The 17,464-nt window shown below is 38.9% G+C and carries 18 protein-coding genes; 3 read left to right on the top strand and 15 right to left on the bottom strand.

The annotated features are described in order from the left end of the window. Positions 1-4 precede the first annotated feature (4 nt). Positions 5-2,050 (bottom strand): DNA topoisomerase IV subunit B, encoded by a 2,046-nt coding sequence (gene parE, locus IGL70_RS07680; RefSeq protein ID WP_104873785.1) that lies wholly within the window; start codon positions 2,048-2,050, stop codon positions 5-7. 165 nt (positions 2,051-2,215) lie between these two features. Beyond that, positions 2,216-2,650 (bottom strand): CoA-binding protein, encoded by a 435-nt coding sequence (locus IGL70_RS07685; RefSeq protein WP_002298106.1) that lies wholly within the window; start codon positions 2,648-2,650, stop codon positions 2,216-2,218. A gap of 126 nt (positions 2,651-2,776) precedes the next feature. Here IGL70_RS07685 and plsY point away from each other — a divergent pair, with 126 nt between their 5' ends. Continuing rightward, complete coding sequence (gene plsY / locus IGL70_RS07690; protein ID WP_002296995.1) at positions 2,777-3,415, top strand: glycerol-3-phosphate 1-O-acyltransferase PlsY; 639 nt, start codon at positions 2,777-2,779, stop codon at positions 3,413-3,415. Positions 3,416-3,546: 131 nt separating this feature from the next. Here plsY and IGL70_RS07695 read toward each other — a convergent pair whose 3' ends face one another. From IGL70_RS07695 to ylqF, 10 genes are all read right to left on the bottom strand, one after another. Continuing rightward, the gene (locus tag IGL70_RS07695; RefSeq protein ID WP_002296994.1) at positions 3,547-4,422 is read right to left on the bottom strand and encodes an aldose 1-epimerase family protein; all 876 of its coding nucleotides are present in this window, start codon (positions 4,420-4,422) and stop codon (positions 3,547-3,549) included. 81 nt (positions 4,423-4,503) lie between these two features. Further along, on the bottom strand, positions 4,504-5,295 hold the full coding sequence (gene codY, locus IGL70_RS07700; protein ID WP_002290223.1) for a GTP-sensing pleiotropic transcriptional regulator CodY: 792 nt from the start codon (positions 5,293-5,295) through the stop codon (positions 4,504-4,506). 19 nt (positions 5,296-5,314) lie between these two features. Next, positions 5,315-6,715, bottom strand: a complete 1,401-nt coding sequence (gene hslU / locus IGL70_RS07705; protein WP_002298110.1) for an ATP-dependent protease ATPase subunit HslU — start codon at positions 6,713-6,715, stop codon at positions 5,315-5,317. A gap of 13 nt (positions 6,716-6,728) precedes the next feature. Beyond that, positions 6,729-7,277: an HslVU peptidase proteolytic subunit gene (gene hslV / locus IGL70_RS07710; protein ID WP_002288419.1), complete on the bottom strand. Its 549-nt coding sequence runs from the start codon at positions 7,275-7,277 to the stop codon at positions 6,729-6,731. A 36-nt stretch (positions 7,278-7,313) separates the two neighbouring features. Further along, positions 7,314-8,219, bottom strand: a complete 906-nt coding sequence (gene xerC / locus IGL70_RS07715; protein WP_002288415.1) for a tyrosine recombinase XerC — start codon at positions 8,217-8,219, stop codon at positions 7,314-7,316. Between the two features lie 197 nt (positions 8,220-8,416). Beyond that, entirely contained in the window at positions 8,417-9,793 is a 1,377-nt protein-coding gene (trmFO, locus tag IGL70_RS07720) for an FADH(2)-oxidizing methylenetetrahydrofolate--tRNA-(uracil(54)-C(5))-methyltransferase TrmFO (protein ID WP_016627889.1), read from the bottom strand. Next, entirely contained in the window at positions 9,762-11,840 is a 2,079-nt protein-coding gene (topA, locus tag IGL70_RS07725) for a type I DNA topoisomerase (protein ID WP_002288411.1), read from the bottom strand. The genes trmFO and topA overlap by 32 nt, the downstream gene beginning before the upstream one ends. Before the next feature lie 121 nt (positions 11,841-11,961). Then, complete coding sequence (gene dprA / locus IGL70_RS07730; protein WP_104857729.1) at positions 11,962-12,819, bottom strand: DNA-processing protein DprA; 858 nt, start codon at positions 12,817-12,819, stop codon at positions 11,962-11,964. Positions 12,820-12,874: 55 nt separating this feature from the next. Beyond that, on the bottom strand, positions 12,875-13,642 hold the full coding sequence (locus IGL70_RS07735) for a ribonuclease HII (RefSeq protein ID WP_002296990.1): 768 nt from the start codon (positions 13,640-13,642) through the stop codon (positions 12,875-12,877). Continuing rightward, entirely contained in the window at positions 13,635-14,495 is an 861-nt protein-coding gene (gene ylqF / locus IGL70_RS07740) for a ribosome biogenesis GTPase YlqF (protein ID WP_104873786.1), read from the bottom strand. The genes IGL70_RS07735 and ylqF overlap by 8 nt, the downstream gene beginning before the upstream one ends. A gap of 260 nt (positions 14,496-14,755) precedes the next feature. Here ylqF and IGL70_RS07745 point away from each other — a divergent pair, with 260 nt between their 5' ends. Together IGL70_RS07745 and IGL70_RS07750 are read left to right on the top strand one after the other, a co-directional pair. Beyond that, complete coding sequence (locus IGL70_RS07745; protein WP_002298119.1) at positions 14,756-15,154, top strand: VOC family protein; 399 nt, start codon at positions 14,756-14,758, stop codon at positions 15,152-15,154. A 236-nt stretch (positions 15,155-15,390) separates the two neighbouring features. Then, positions 15,391-15,933 carry a folate family ECF transporter S component gene (locus IGL70_RS07750; RefSeq protein WP_002298120.1) on the top strand — a complete coding sequence of 181 codons (543 nt, stop codon included), beginning with the start codon at positions 15,391-15,393 and terminating at the stop codon, positions 15,931-15,933. A gap of 82 nt (positions 15,934-16,015) precedes the next feature. On the opposite strand, the gene lepB is transcribed toward IGL70_RS07750, so the two are convergent. From lepB to msrA, 3 genes are all read right to left on the bottom strand, one after another. Beyond that, on the bottom strand, positions 16,016-16,567 hold the full coding sequence (gene lepB, locus IGL70_RS07755) for a signal peptidase I (protein ID WP_002294418.1): 552 nt from the start codon (positions 16,565-16,567) through the stop codon (positions 16,016-16,018). Positions 16,568-16,719: 152 nt separating this feature from the next. Next, positions 16,720-16,947 (bottom strand): YozE family protein, encoded by a 228-nt coding sequence (locus IGL70_RS07760; RefSeq protein WP_002288398.1) that lies wholly within the window; start codon positions 16,945-16,947, stop codon positions 16,720-16,722. Further along, on the bottom strand, positions 16,944-17,462 hold the full coding sequence (gene msrA / locus IGL70_RS07765) for a peptide-methionine (S)-S-oxide reductase MsrA (protein ID WP_002288397.1): 519 nt from the start codon (positions 17,460-17,462) through the stop codon (positions 16,944-16,946). The genes IGL70_RS07760 and msrA overlap by 4 nt, the downstream gene beginning before the upstream one ends. Positions 17,463-17,464: the final 2 nt, after the last annotated feature.

A 17,464-nucleotide genomic window follows, 5' to 3' on the forward strand; every position in this document is an offset into this window, starting at 1 on the left:
CCTCCTATTCTACTTCAAATAACTGATTGTTTTCATTTTTATCTGCTCGTTCTTCATCTAATAAATCATTAGAAACTGAAGGAGAGATTTCAGTATCCTCTTTTTTATCTAAGATACTGCCATCTTCTTCGAGCGTAAATTGCACGTGATTTTCGATCCATTTTCTTCGAGGTTCTACTTTGTCACCCATCAGTGTGGTTACTCGACGTTCAGCTTGCGCAGCATCATCGATACGGACGCGGATCAACGTACGGGAAGTCGGATCCATCGTTGTTTCCCACAATTGTTCCGCATTCATCTCTCCAAGTCCTTTATATCGCTGCAGCATATATCCTTTGCCGACTTTTTTAATCATTGCTGCCAATTCGTCATCTGTCCACGCATATTCAATGACTTGCTTCTTTCCTTGTCCTTTGGATACTTTATATAAAGGCGGTAACGCGATATATACTTTCCCAGCTTCAATCAGCGGTTTCATATAACGATAAAAGAAAGTAAGCAGTAATACTTGAATATGGGCGCCGTCTGTATCCGCATCGGTCATGATGATTACTTTGTCGTAATTACAGTCTTCGATAGAAAACTCAGGACCGACTCCTGCACCAATCGTATAGATCATCGTATTGATTTCTTCATTTTTCAAGATATCTTGCATTTTAGCTTTTTCGGTATTGATGACTTTTCCTCGTAAAGGTAGAATTGCTTGGAACTTTCTGTCTCTTCCTTGTTTAGCAGATCCGCCAGCAGAATCCCCTTCGACTAAATACAATTCATTTTTCTTAGGGTTTCGGGATTGTGCGGGTGTCAATTTTCCTGAAAGAAGAGATTCGCCTTTTTTACGCTTCTTCCCATTTCGGCTTTCTTCTCTGGCTTTACGTGCTGCTTCTCTCGCTTCTCTGGCTTTGATTGCTTTACGGACCAACATCTGGCTCATTTCGCTATTTTCCTGCAAATAAAAGCCCATTTGTTCACTGATGACGTTATCTACTACGGTACGAGCAACTGGCGTACCAAGTTTTTCTTTTGTTTGCCCTTCAAATTGCAGAAGATTTTCAGGTACACGGATAGAAAGTACAGCAGCTAACCCTTCTCTGAAATCACTACCTTCCAGATTCTTGTCCCGTTCTTTCAGCAAACCAACTTTTCTCGCATATTCGTTATAAGATTTCGTCATCGCCGCTTTCATACCAGCTTCATGGGTTCCCCCATCTTTTGTCCGAACGTTATTGACAAAAGATAAGACATTTTCTGAATACCCGTCATTGTATTGATAAGCGACCTCTACTTCGATACCTTCTTTTTCTCCTGAAAAATAAACAACTGGTGTCAATGTATCTTTTTCTTCATTCAGATAATCAACAAATTCTTTGATTCCTTCTTCGTAATGAAAAATTTCCTTGACTGGTTCTTCTCCACGAAGATCAGAAAGAGAGATTTTAACGCCTTTTAGAAGAAAGGCAGATTCTCTTAACCGTTCGGCTAAAATTTCATATGAAAATTTCGTTGTACTGAATATTGTATCGTCTGGTAAAAAATGGACAGTCGTCCCGTTTGCTTTTTTTGTTTTTCCTATCTTTTTTAACGTACCGTCAGGTTTACCGCCGTTTTTAAATTTCTGCTGATACTCTACGCCATCTCTAACGATCATTACAGTTAGCCATTTCGATAAGGCATTTACCACACTGGCTCCTACACCGTGCAGTCCACCAGAAGTTTTGTACCCTCCTTGACCAAACTTTCCGCCAGCATGCAGCACAGTAAAAATCACTTCAACTGTTGGTATTCCGGAAGCATGCATTCCTACAGGCATCCCACGTCCGCTATCTGCAACAGTTATACTATTGTCTTCATGGATGGTCACATCAATCTCACTGCCATAACCTGATAATGCTTCGTCAACTGCATTATCGACGATTTCATAGACTAAATGATGCAAGCCTCGGCTGTCAGTGGATCCAATGTACATCCCTGGTCTTTTTCTAACTGCCTCTAATCCTTCCAATACTTGGATGGACGAGTCATTGTATTCGTTGTTTACTTTTTTTGCCAAGGCAAACGCTCCTTCAATAATACTTTGCGGCAAAACCGCACCACGATTATCATACTAGAAAAGGTCGTGAAAAAAAAGAGGGTAGACGAGAAATCAATTTTAATTATCTCCTAACCGCTTTTTCGACATTCCCCTCTATCGATCATCTCTTCTTTGTGGTCATTTTTATTTTTGGTTTTCTTTCAACTTACCAAGTTCAATCTTAATACAACGATCCATTACGATATCTGTACGTCCTGCTTTTCTTAGCATCTCAGCTGCTTCTTTGTTTTCAATCCCTAATTGTGCCCAGAACACTTTAGCATCAGTTTTCAAAAAATCATCTGCTACTTCAGGTAAAAATTCACTCCGTCTAAATACATCTACGATATCGATTGGATCATCGATTTCTGTCAAATTCGCATAGACTTTCTCGCCTAGAATTTCTTCACCAGCCAATAATGGATTTACTGGTATGATTTTATATCCATTGTCTTGCAATACCTGTGCAACCATGTAACTTGTTCGTTCTGGTTTATTGCTCAAGCCTACGACGGCAATATTTTTTGCTTCTTCCAAATAGTTGAAAATCGTTTCTTGTGTTGGATTTTTTACAGACATTTCTGCCACCCCTTGCTTTTCTTTTTATTCCATCTATTATACTTGTATCTTTCATTTTTTCAATTGTTCCTGTTACCTATTCATGCTAAAATAAAGGATAGTTTTCAACTTGAAAGAGGGTAAAAAATGAAATTGATCTTATTACTTATTTTAGCATATCTTTTAGGTTCTATTCCTTCCGGTGTCTGGATTGGCAAATTGTTTTTCAAAAAAGATATCCGACAACACGGGAGCGGTAATACTGGAACGACCAATACATTTCGTGTATTAGGCAAAACAGCCGGGATTGTTGTCCTGCTTATGGATATTTTAAAAGGTACATTGGCTACTTGTTTGCCGATGATCTTCCACCTTTCTGGGATTAACCCTCTTTGGTTTGGGGTATGCGCCATTCTTGGCCATACATTTCCGATTTTTGCTGGGTTCAAAGGAGGAAAAGCTGTTGCGACAAGTGCAGGAATGCTTTTAGGATTTAATCCTGTATTTTTTGTTTATTCTTGTATCATCTTTATCGTTAGTTTATTTTGTACAAGTATGGTGAGTTTGAGCAGTATGATCAGTGCAGTATTGATCACTTTATCTACGATCGTCCTTCCTTATGTAGCTCCTGTGATTTTGGCTAAGCCCAATTGGTTACTGACGATCATTGCCTTTTTAGTTTCTTCCTTTATCTTTTATCGGCATAAAGACAATATCAAGCGTATCAGAAACCATACAGAAAGTCGCATCCCGTTTGGTTTGAATAGCAGCAAGAAAAAATCCTGATACTTTTTCATTCCAAAGAGATAAAACGGGAGTGTGACAAATCGATGTCACACTCCCTTATTACTTACAGGATAGCTTTTTTACACACCTTGGTAAACGGTGTTCCCTGCTAACTTCTCGGTCACAACCTCTTACTTCACTGTGATGGAATATTTTGTCTTGAAGATTTCATGGGCACCTAGTTGATTGATCCCTACTTTTTCCATCAAGTTTCCACTACTGTTCACCGTGTCAGCGATTCCGCACCACGGTTCGATACAAACGAAAGGCGCTTCTTTTGGATAAGGAGACCAGATCCCTACATAAGGCATATCTTTATAGCTTAAAGTTACGCTATGGGAAGATTTTTCACTTCGAATGGCGTACGCATTTAGACCCCTTGTTTCAAAAACCAAGGCATCTTGCTCAAAAAGTTCACGATTCAAAGCCAGATTCGTATTTGTCTGACCTAACGTCTTTTGATCCATATCGATGAATGGGCCTTTCAATGGTAGGCGTAATCTTGATTTCAATGGAGAAAATGCCAGATAGAAATCTTCAAATGACAATCCTTCTTCAAGAGGTACATTGAAAGCAGGATGTCCACCGATAGAAAAGAACATTTCTTTTTCACCGGTATTTGCCACTTGATAATGAACCGTGATGCCGTCTCCTCCTAATTCATAGCTGATCACTAATTCAAAATCAAATGGATACTTTTCTAATGTCTCCGGCGTACTCCTTAAGATGAAACTAGCCATTTCTTGTCCATGTTCAATGACTTCAAAATCCATATCCCGAGCAAATCCGTGTTGCCCCATTTGATATGTTTTCCCTTGATAAACATACTGATCATCTTTTAAACGTCCAACAAAAGGGAATAAAACCGGTGCATGTCTGCCCCAATACGCTGGATCACCTTGCCAGATATACTCTAAACCGTGTTCTTTTGATTTCAGACTGATCAATTCCGCACCGTGTTCAGCGATTTCGGCGATCAGCTGGTCATTTTGAATAATAACAGTCATTGCCATTCCTCCAACTTCGACTTACTTTTTAAAATGGGAAGGCTGGAACAAACATTTCTATCTGCCCCAGTCCCCTTACTTCTAATAACTGTGTTTTGCTAACTCGTCTTTAAAACGGGAATTCAATACTTTTAAATAAGTTCCCTTCATGCCTAACGAACGAGATTCAATGATTCCAGCTGATTCCAATTTTCGTAAAGCATTGACGATCACAGAACGAGTGATGCCGATACTATCGGCAATATTAGAAGCAGTCAGACGACCTTCATCTCCATCCAATGCTTCAAAGATAGCTTGTACAGCCTTCAATTCGCTATAAGATAATGTGTTGATTGCCATTTGGACAGCCGTTGCACTCCGTACATCTGCTTCGATGCTTCGAGACTTCTGATAAAGGATCTGCATACCGACAACCGTAGCTCCATATTCTGCTAAGACTAGATCGTCATCTGCAAACGATTGTTCCATACGAGATAAGATAATCGTACCCAAACGTTCGCCAGCTCCAAAGATCGGAACGACAGTCGTCAGACCAAATGGATATTTCTCTCTTGACTCTACCGGAAATGCAGTAATATCACTAGTAATTGGGATATTAGCTTCAGTTTTCATCAACTGTGCCACTGTATCAGTATAAGATTCAGGAAATTGTTTCTCAACAAACATTGTTTTGATTCGTTCATTGTTCACATCGTGACGTTCATTATAACCTAGTAATACTCCGTCACTTCCTATGATATAGGTGTTGCTGTCAAGAATACCACCTAGTGTGACAGCCATTTTATCGTAAGGCAAATCTGCTTGCATGTCAAAAGTATTCTTTTGCTGCAAAAGTGTGTTTATCTTGCGGGTTTTCGTTAGCAAGTCTGTCATTGTCGTCCTCCGATTTTTTTTATAAAATATAGCGACTTAAATCTTCATTTGCCGCAATTGAGCCAAGTTTGTCATCCACATATGCTTCTGTGATCGTTATTTCTCCCATTTGCATATCTGGTGCTTCAAATAATAGATCTTCTAGTAGTTTTTCCAAAATGGTATGCAGTCTGCGTGCGCCGATATTATCTGTGTCACGGTTGACATCGAAAGCGATTTGAGCGATCCGTTCAATTGCTTCTTTTGTAAACGTAACTGACACATTTTCTGTACCAATCAATGCTACATATTGTTTTATTAAAGCATTATTCGGTTCAGTCAGAATTTTCACAAAATCTTCAGCTGTCAAATCATCTAATTCTACCCGTATTGGGAAACGCCCTTGGAGTTCTGGAATCAAATCACTCGGTTTAGATAAATGGAACGCTCCTGAAGCAATGAATAAGACATGATCTGTTTGGATGATCCCGTATTTTGTATTTACTTGTGAACCTTCGACGATTGGCAATATGTCTCTTTGGACGCCTTCTCTGGATACTTCTCCAGATTGCTGTGATTTAGAAGTGATCTTATCGATTTCATCGATAAAAATAATTCCACTTTCTTCCGCTAATTTGATTGCCTCACTATGGATATCAGCATCCTTGACTAATTTTGCTGATTCTTCCTTGATCAATAACTCTAAAGCTTCTTTGACTGTTACCGTCCGTTCCACTTTTTTCTTCGGTGTCAAAGCACCTAGAGTTTCATTTAGGTCGATCCCCATTTGCTCCAATCCATTGTTCATCATTGGTGCAGGTTTCTTTTGGTCTTCAACTTCAATGGTTACTTCACGACTATCCAGTAAACCCTTTTGTAGTTGTTCCAAGACTGTACGGCGATTGATTCGAATATCTTCTGTCACTTCTTCTTGCGGTTCAGCGGTATTTTGCTGACTAGCATTAAAAAGATTCATCATTTGTTCAAATTGATTAGTGGATTGTTTCTGTTCTTTTTTGATACCAGGTACCAAGATTTTTACCAAACGTTTTTCTGCATTTTTTTTAGCACTTGTGTATACACGGCTGTACTGCTCTTTTTCTACGATTTGGATCGCATTTTCTACTAAATCCCGAACCATTGATTCTACATCTCTTCCGACGTAACCGACTTCAGTAAATTTTGTTGCTTCGACTTTGACAAATGGTGCATTGACGATTTTTGCCAAACGTCGTGCGATTTCTGTTTTACCGACCCCTGTAGGTCCGATCATCAGCATATTTTTTGGTGTAATATCTTGTTGCATTTTTTCATCTAACTGCAAACGGCGATAGCGGTTACGCAAAGCAACGGCAACAGATTTTTTTGCTGCGTGCTGTCCTACGATATATTCATCTAATTCACTTACGATTTGTCTTGGTGTTTGTTTTAATTCATACATATCTACTCACCTCTTACAGTTCTTCTACGATAATATTATGATTAGTAAAGATACAGATATCTGCGGCAATATTTAACGCATTTTCTGCAATTTCTTTCGCACTCATGTCGTTTTGAGCATAGTTTTTCATTGCTCGGGCTGCAGCCAACGCAAAATTCCCTCCTGATCCGATAGCTAAGATACCATCATCTGGTGTGATAACTTCTCCTGTACCTGAAACAAGAAGCATTTCTTTATCATTCATTACGATCAGCATCGCTTCAAGTTTTTGCATAGATTGCTGTGTCCGCCATTCTTGAGCTAATTCGACAGCTGCGCGTTGTAGATTCCCGTTATATTCGTTTAATTTGCCTTCAAATTTTTCTTCTAAAGTAAACGCATCTGCAACACTTCCGGCGAAACCTACAACAACTTCTCCATTGTAGATACGTCGTACTTTCTTTGCAGTGCCTTTCATGACAACAGATTCACCCATTGTTACTTGGCCATCTCCAGCCATAGCAAATTTCCCGTCTTTTTCGACGGCACAGATAGTGGTTGAATGAAATGGTGATTCGACCATGTTTGTTTCCTCCTAAATTTGTTCTTTTCCTTATTTTTACGCTCTTGGATGGAAAGAACGATAGTTTTTTTGTAAACTTTCTTTTGTTACATGGGCATAGATCTGGGTAGTCGATAAATTGGCATGTCCTAGCAATTCTTGGACTGTCCGCAAATCTGCCCCATTATTTAATAAATGAGTAGCAAATGTATGGCGCAGCATGTGAGGATGGATATCACTATCCAAACTGCTTTTTTTGATCATTTGATTCAAGACATATTCAATTCCAGTAGGCGTGATTGGTTTTCCATGATGATTCACAAAAACGATATCATGCTCTTCGTGATATTTTGTCATCAATACCTGGCGGCCTTCCCTGAAATATTCTTGCAGAGCATCTTGAGCAAAAGAACCTAGAGGAGCATATCTCTCTTTGTTCCCTTTACCATGGATCAACATGACCTCTGAATCAAAATCAATGTCTGATACCGACAAACTGCTACACTCACTTAAACGGATGCCTGACCCGTAAAGGACTTCCAGTAAAGCGCGGTTCCTCAAATCCAAAGGACTATCTCCTGCTACGCTGTCAAAAAGTGCTTGCATTTCATTTTCATAAAAAAAACGTGGCAGTCTCAAATTTTTCTTTTTGAGATGAACGTAAGAAAATGGATTTTCTTTTATCACTTCTTCTTTGAGAAGATACTGATAAAACGAACGTAGGCTGGCTATCTTGCGACTGATAGAATTTCTGCTATAGCTAGGACGATGATCAGCTAATGCACTCAAATAGACACGAACCGTAAAATATTCCGCCTTCAGCAGATCAGCGTCTCCAGATTCCTCCAAAAAATGTTTGAAATGGAGAATGTCTTCTTCATATGCTTCTTTCGTTTTTTCTGAATATCCTCTTTCGACAATCAAATAACGCAAAAATTTTTGTTCCCACGTGGCTTCTGTCATTTTCTCACCTTCCTTTTGTCCCAGAGAATAATTTAGCACAGCGTTTATAAAAAGACAAATAAATTGTCAGAATTTAACCAATATTTCTAAGTTTGTTCACAATTGGTGCAATTCCTCACATTTTATTTGAGAAATTCTTAAGAAAAACGCAAGAAAAAGAGCGAGACTATCCGTCTCACCCTCTTCATGGAGCTTCCTTACTCATTTGGGACTGCAGTTTTTTCTAATTCTGTTTTTATTGCCTCATTAGCTTTTAAAGCTCGTTGTGCAATTGCTTCATATCTTGCTTTTTTGTCTCGAATGCGCTCTGGCAGTTCAGGAAACAGACCATAGTTGGCATTCATCGGTTGGAAATGTTTTCCTTCCGCATGAGTAATGTAGTAAGCCATGCTCCCAATAGCTGTTTCTTGTGGAAACTCGACTGGTTCCATTTCTTTTGCTAAGCGTGCGGCGTTGATTCCAGCAAGTAGTCCGCTCGCTGCACTTTCAACATAGCCTTCTACACCAGTCATCTGACCTGCAAAGAACAGATCTTCGCGTTTCGTTGATTGGTAAGTCGGTTTCAGCAATTCTGGCGAATTCATAAAGCTGTTTCGGTGCATCACACCATAGCGAACGAATTCAGCATTTTCCAACCCAGGAATCATCCGGAAAACACGTTTTTGCTCGCCCCATTTCAAGTGAGTCTGAAAGCCCACGATGTTGTATAAAGAAGCTGCAGCATTGTCTTGACGCAGCTGGATAACAGCATAAGGACGTTTGCCAGTTTTAGGATCTTCCAATCCAACTGGTTTCATAGGTCCGAAAAGCATCGTTTTGAATCCTCGCTGTGCCATTACTTCAATTGGCATACATCCTTCAAAATATTTTTCTTTCTCAAAAGATTTAAGTTCTGCCACTTCGGCATTGATTAGTGCCTCATGGAAAGCTTTGAATTCCTCTTCTGTCATCGGACAGTTCAAGTAAGCTGCTTCTCCTTTGTCATAGCGGGACTTCAAATATACTTTATCCATATCGATCGTAGCTTTGTCTACGATTGGTGCAGCTGCATCATAGAAATAAAAACCATCTGAACCATTGAATGCTTTGATGCTTTCTGCTAATGGATGAGAAGTCAAAGGTCCTGTTGCTACTACGGTGATTCCTTCCGGTATTTCAGTAATTTCTTCGTTTATCACTGTTACTAATGGATGCTCTTTGACTTTTCGGGTAATTGTTTCAGAAAAAGAATCGCGGTCAACAGCTAAGGCACCACCAGCTGGCACTGCTGTTTCATCTGCCGAAGTGATTACTACAGAATTCAATCGGCGCATTTCTTCTTTCAATAACCCTACTGCATTAGCCAAACTGTTTCCTCTTAATGAATTGGAACATACTAGTTCAGCAAAATTACTTGTGTGATGCGCCTCAGTCGATTTGACTGGACGCATTTCATATAAACGGACAGGGACTCCTGCTTGTGCGATCTGCCAAGCAGCTTCACTTCCGGCAAGCCCTGCTCCAACAACATTTACCATTTTCAATGAAAGAACCTCTTTTCTATTATTTTTGGATGTCTTCTTCGTAATCTCCATTTACACAGACTACTTGTTTACCGCCTTTGACTTTCTTCTCGACCAGATATCCGTCACATTTTGGACAATTTCTGCCCACTGGTTTATCCCAAGAAGTGAATTCACATTCTGGAAAACGGGAACAACCATAGAATAGTCTGTTTTTCTTAGATTTTCGTTCAATGACTTGTCCTTCATGACATACTGGGCAAGTCACACCGATTTCTTTTACGATTGGTTTCGTATTCCGACAATCAGGAAAATTACTGCAAGCATAAAACTTCCCATATTTCCCTAATTTTATCACCATCGGATGTCCACAGACATCACAATCGAATCCTGCTGGTTCATCTTTGATTTGAATTTTTTCGATTTTTTCTTCCGCATTCGTCAGTTCTTTTTCAAACGGTTTATAGAAACGATCAACCACTTTGACCCACGCTTCCGTGCCTTCTTCAATTTTATCCAAATCTCCTTCCATTTCTGCTGTGAAATGGATATCGACGATTTGAGGGAAGAATTCACAGATCAGTGAATTGACAATTTCTCCTAGTTCAGTCGGCTCAAATCTTTTTTGTGTCAATTTTACATAGTAGCGTCTTTGGATCGTATCAAGTGTTGGTGCATAAGTGGAAGGTCGCCCTACCCCGTTTTCTTCTAGTGCACGAATCAACGTAGCCTCACTAAAACGTGCTGGTGGTTGAGTAAAATGTTGTTTTGGTTCAATATCAACAGATTGGACTACATCGCCTTCTTCAAGTTCTGGAAGAATATTTTCTTTCTCTTCTTTGCCGTCATCTCTACCTTCCACATACACTTGCATGAATCCTTTGAATTTGATTTTTGAACCGTTCGCAATGAAGATGACACCATTTTGTTCTAATGTCACTTTCATTGTATCTAAAATAGCTGGTGTCATCTGACTAGCCACAAAACGTGACCAGATCAATGTATAAAGTTTCAATTGATCTTTATCTAAATATTGTTTGAGTTCATCTGGTGTACGAAGCACACTCGTTGGACGCACAGCTTCATGGGCATCTTGTGCGCCTTGAGCATTTTTGATCTTTCGGTGATCATGTCTAGAAAATTCTTTTCCATACGTATCTTCAATAAATGCTGCGGCCTCTGCTTTTGCTGTATCGGCAATCCGGGTAGAATCAGTACGCATGTATGTAATCAAGCCGACTGTTCCTTGTTTACCCAAAGTGATTCCTTCATATAATTGCTGTGCTACCATCATGGTTTTTCTTGTTCGAAAGTTTAACTTACGGGCAGCTTCTTGTTGCAGGCTACTTGTAGTGAAAGGATTCGCAGGGTTTCTTTTGCGCTCTTTCTTTTCTACTTTTTTAACTTCGAAGTCTGTTCCATCAATTCTAGCAGTGACTTCTTTTACACTTTGTGCATCTGGTAATTTCTTTTTCTTACCGTCGATTCCCCAGAAATTTGCTTTGAATTTCTTGCGAGCTTTTTTAAAATTACCGTCGATGCTCCAATATTCTTCTGGAACAAATTCTCGGATCTCTTTTTCACGGTCAATAATAATTTTTAAAGCGACAGATTGGACACGTCCTGCACTTAACCCTTTCTTGACCTTACGCCAGAGAATAGGACTGATCGAATAACCAACGATTCTGTCTAAGGTACGACGAGCTTGCTGTGCATCTACTAAATCTACATCGATCGTTCTTGGTTCCTTAAAAGCTGCTTTGACTGCGTCTTTTGTGATTTCATTGAAGACCACCCGATTTTTTTCTTTCAGATCCAACCCAAGTAGGTACGCTAAATGCCAAGCAATCGCTTCTCCTTCTCTATCCGGGTCACTTGCCAAGTAAACTTTTTGAGCTTTTTTTGCTGCGGCTTTAAGGCTTTTGATGACATCGCCTTTTCCGCGTATAGAAATATAATGGGGTTCATAATTGTTTTCAAAATCGATACCCATTTTACTTTTCGGTAAATCTCTTATATGGCCAACACTGGCCATTACTTTATAGTTTCGTCCAAGATATTTCTCAATTGTCTTGGCTTTTGCAGGTGATTCTACAATCACTAAATATTTATACGCCATTACTGAATGGACTCCTTTCCATTGTCGTGTTCCTACTATTAAAAGAGGATTCATACAAATCGTAGCTAATCATATCCATTCAGAAAACGTTTGTCAAGAAAAGCAAATGAAAAGTATGGTGTTATTCTTTAAATTCTGCCAAGATATCTTCACCCGAAACCGTGCAAACTGCACCATCTTGGATCAAATGATGACATCCGGTAGAATGTTCTGTTAAAATATTTCCTGGAACAGAAAAAACTGTTCTTCCAAGATCCAATGCTTGCTGTGCTGTTATCAGAGAGCCGCTTTTTTTCTTGGCTTCAAAGACACATGTTCCTTTAGACAAAGCTGCGATAATCCGATTTCTCATTGGAAAACGATGCTTTTTCGGGCCGGATTGAGGAGGATATTCACTCAAAAGAAGATGATCATTTGCAATCACCTCTTGCAAGTCACGATTTTCAGCAGGATAGACTTGCTCTATCCCTGTTCCAATGACTGCGATTGTCCGTCCACCATGAGAGATTGCTGCTTGGTGACCGTATGTATCTATCCCTTTCGCGCAGCCACTGACGATCACATATCCAGCTTCTATCACTGGTTTTAGTAAATAATAAACTGTTTTTTTGGCTAAAGCAGAAGTGTGTCTTCCACCAACAACGCTTAACATGTTACAAGAAAGTAAAGATAGATCACCATTATAAAACAGTACAATTGGCGGATAGGTCAAGTGAAGCAGCTGAGGGGGATATTTGGGATCAAAGCAAGTGATAAACGACTGTTTCGATTGGATTTTGCCCCAGTTAGCGTGAATTTCCTGCCAACTTTTGCGAAACAGCTCCCGATGTGTGGTTATTTTACCTATCTTAATGATGTCTTCAAATCCGATTTCTTTATAAGGATACTGCATCATCCAGTTAGCAAGTGCCCATTTTCCTTGACTACTGATTCCTTTTGTATAAGCAAGTTTCAATAAATTTTCTTCTATTTGATACATCATAAAACCGCCTTTCGTCTCTCTTTCTAATAAGATACGTAAAAGCGGCTGTTTTTTATTGTAAATATTTTTTTACAGGTGCAAAACTTTTACGATGGATTGGCGTAATTCCTTGTCGTTCAAGTCCTTCTAAGTGTTCCTTTGTTCCATAACCTGCATTATGCGAGAAACCATATCCAGGATAAAGCACGTCATATTCTTTCATCAATTGGTCTCGATATACTTTAGCAATGATACTTGCAGCAGCAATCGACACAGATCGTGCATCCCCTTTGATTATTTTTTCCTGCTGAATAGGCAAATCCAAGGTCATCGCATCGATCAACAAATAGCTTGGTACAATGGACAATTTTTCTACTGCTTGGATCATCGCTAATTTACTTGCTTCATAAATATTCACATCATCGATTGTCTGCTGATCAACGATCCCGATCCCGATTGCCAGGGCTTTTTCTTGAACTTGTTGATAAAGAAGTTCTCGCTTTTTCTCTGATAATTGTTTGGAGTCATTCAGCCCTAATATGATCTCATTTTTCGGCAAGATAACTGCAGCTGCCACGACAGGTCCAGCTAATGGTCCTCTTCCTACTTCATCAATGCCGGCAATCCATTGGTGACCTTGTGCGTACCCTTGCTTTTCAAAGCAAAACATTTCTTCATATTTTTCCTTAATTAATGCTTCCTTTTTCAATCGTCGTTCAAAAGAAGCCAGTGCTTGCTGCACGCCTTTGCGTGGATCATTTCTTAATGATTCTAGTGTAGGATCATCTATTCTCTGTATGCTTTTCAATCGTTCTTTGATACTTTGGATGGATTCAGTCATCACTTTTTTGCTCCATTTCTTCGCAACGATCCAGTGTGTATCGTCCAAGTTTTCCTTGGCGAATATCATGCACGACTAATTCGCTGCCGCGATCATAGTCTTCTTTATACCCACGTTTTGCTGTAATATCCATCAGTAATTCCGGTGCCAATTTTTCTTCTTGCTCGATTGATAAACCATAACGATCGCTGATTCTTCCTGAATAATATCGGGCAAAAAAGTCTAATCCGTAAATCGCTAAATCATCTAAATGGACAAGCTGGTCTTTGATCGCGCCTGTCAGCGCTAGTTTTTTGCCGATTTCTTCATCTTCAAATTTGGGCCATAAAATCCCTGGTGTGTCTAACAATTCCAACTCATTACCTAAACGAAGCCACTGCTGACCTTTTGTTACGCCAGGCTTATTTCCTGTCTGTGCAATTTTCTTGCCTACTAGTCGATTCATCAACGTAGATTTCCCAACATTTGGAATACCTAAGACCATTGCCCGAATAGCGCGAGGCTTGATCCCCCGAGCAGCATCTCTTGCCCGTTTTTCTTTCAATGCTTCTTTAGCCGCAGGTACTAGACCTTTAATTCCTTTACTTTCTTGTGCCGTGATAGCTAATGCAAGATGGCCTTGTTTACGAAAATATTCTTGCCACAGCTTTGTCTGTTGTGGATCTGCCAGATCCGCTTTATTCAATAAAACAAGGCGAGGTTTTTGCTGAATGATCTGATCTAGCATTGGATTACGAGAAGATAAAGGTAATCGTGCGTCTACCAATTCAAATACGATGTCCACATATTTCATTTTTTCAGAAAGTTCTCGTCGGGCTTTTGCCATATGTCCCGGAAACCATTGGATGGTCATTGTTCTCTCCATTCCTTTCATACCGGAATATTCCCCGGCTTTACTTGTTTTTTTTCTTTTTCAATATAAATTCACTTTTTTATTATAAAGAAATTCCATCTATTAGTTAAGTGAAAGTGAACCAGTCCTCATTCTATCATATCTTCACTTTTTTGATGATGTAAATTTTTATTTTGGTTTCTATATATGAATCTAAATTTTTGACAGCGTTTCCTAAATAAGAGATGATAGACGAACAAAACAGAAAGGAGACGAAACAAATGAATAGTATGGTTTTTGTTAATTTTCCCGTTGCTGATGTCAATCGTTCCGTTGCTTTTTATGAAAAGCTGGGTTTTAAAAAAAATGAAGAATTTTCTACTGAAGAAGCTGGTTCAATGGTATGGGATGACACTTTTTGGGTAATGCTTCTCTCTCATGATTTTTATAAAAAATTTATAAAAGATAAAGAAATAGCTGATAATAAAAAAACAAGTGGTGCTTTGATTTCGTTTAGTGTTGAAAACGCGGATGAAGTAAAAAAATTTGCTCAAATTGCAAAAGAAAATGGTGGTACTTTCCACGAAGTAGATATGGGAATGCCTGAAGAAGAAATGTTTTCATTAGAAGTCCAAGATCTAGACGGAAATACATTAGAACCCGTATGGATGAAGATGTAAGCAGATAACTAATCTGACGTTTTTTATAACAAAAAAACAAAGGCGGATGATACGATAAGTATTCTCCGCCTCTATTTTTTTCATTCGTACAATCTCTTTTTTACAGTTTATAAAAGCAGTCTTCTCACCCTTTTTTTAATTGTTAGATGCCAGTGTATGTAAATCACCAATGTGTCATGACACATTGGTGATTTTATGGTATCCTTTTATTATTAACTGACAAAGGAGAGAATATTTTGAACACTTTGATTGCAAAAGACGTTTTTAGATTGCCCGAAATGAATGCAAGATTGTTGTCGACCTCTGCTCTTTTATTAGCCCTTGATGTCATCTTATACAAGATAGCGATTGGTCCTGCTTATTTTCAAATCACATTCGGATTTTTAAGTATGGCGCTTATGGGTTATCTATATGGACCGATCTGGGCTGGTTTGCTTGAAATGTTGTCGAACACTTTAAATTTCACGATATTTGGTTCAGGAACGTTTCAAGCTGCTTTTCTTATCACGGCTTTCCTTGGTGGATTTATTAATGGCTTATTTTTATATCATAAAAAGATAAACCTGCCTTCCGTCATCGCTGCCCAATTATTGATTATGATCCCAGTCAGCCTTTTTATCAATTCTTGGCTGATGTCTGTTTTGTTTGGTGCAGATTTCAAAGTGATTTTTCTAGGTAGAGTCATCAGGAATATGATCCAAATCCCTATTCAAATAATGGTTGTTTATTCATTTATCAAAACTTTAGAGGCTAGAAAAGTGTTTAAACGAGCTGTTTGATTTTACGTACTAAGGTAGTAAACTGATTTTGGATTAAACAATAAAGCGTGCAGTCTCAACAGACTGCACGCTTTATTGTTTCTCACTGGATCCATTTTATTTCATCAAGTGGATAATAGACAAATCTTGCTTTACCTAGAATATCAGTTTTATTGATCGTGCCAAACGAACGACTATCTTTTGAAACTCTTCGATTATCTCCAAGTACAAAATAATTATCTTCCGGAAGCTTGGATTGTCCCGTTAGCTCTTGTAGTGTAAAGTCCGTCGTATAGGATGCATTTGCATGATCTGATTTCAGGTTTTTAGTTAGATAAGGTTCCTTAACTACTTTCCCATTGATCTTCAATTGATCATTTTGGTAGCTGACATTTTCTCCTGGAAGACCGATTACTCGTTTGATATAAATCGTGCCATCTGCTAATTGAAAAACAACAATATCAAATCGTCTGATCTCCGAAAATTTTTCCATCACAACCATATCACCTTGCTTCAACACGTTTTCCATTGAATTGCCTTCCACTGGTACCGGGATGAATAAAAATCCCCGCAACATGAACGCAAGGAATACAGAAACAAGTAAGTATTTGAATACAAGCCAGAAGCGATTAATATAGCGTTGTTTTTTTGTCAATCTCTATCAATCCATCCCTCGTTTTTTCATTCTTTCTTTATTATAAGAAAAATATCAAAAAAATGCGACTAGATAGCTGAAATAAAAATAATTCTTTCAATTAGGCTATTGGACAAAAAAACTTTTTTGATCATAAAGTACAAAACTATCTCTTATATGTCATGATTATTTTCTAAATATTTTTCCCATGCTTCGTCAAAGATATCCATGGACGGCAAATAGTCGACATTCAGTTCCAGATAATTAGAAATTTCTTCGTAGCTAGAGCTGTGCTTAGGAAATTGGATGTCTTTACCGGCTTCTGTAGCGAAAACAGATAAAGCATCATGTGTGCCACCGCCTCGCAGTGTCATTAAATAATGAAAAAAGCTTCGATTCACCCTTCGTTCCTCCAATTTTCTTCGATAAAGGCAGCCCGGCGTGCATGGTTTCTTTTAAAATTTTCAGGATGCTTTTTATAATACTCTTGATGGTCTTCTTCTGCTAGATAAAATGGTTGGGCTGGTTCGATTTTTGTAACGATTGGCTGTTCGAAACGTCCACTTTCAGCTAACTGTTTCTTACTTTTTTCAGCAATGATCCGCTGTTCTTCTGTCAAATAAAAGATCACCGGGCGATAATTGTCACCGCGATCCTCGAATTGTCCGAAAGCGTCAGTTGGATCAGTTTGCTGCCAGTAAAGTTCTACTAATTGTTCATATGAAATCAATGTTGGATCATAGATAATCTCCACTGCTTCTGTATGTCCAGTCGTTTGGCTTTTTACTTGTTCATAAGTCGGATCTGGTACATGCCCTCCAGTATATCCTGACATCACTGTATGGATACCAGGAAGCGTGTCGAAAGGCTGGATCATACACCAGAAGCAGCCTCCTGCAAATATTGCTCGTTCCATTA

The organism is Enterococcus sp. DIV0901a, from assembly GCF_051711525.1.
In the GTDB taxonomy this organism is placed as follows: Bacteria; Bacillota; Bacilli; order Lactobacillales; family Enterococcaceae; genus Enterococcus_B; species Enterococcus_B faecium.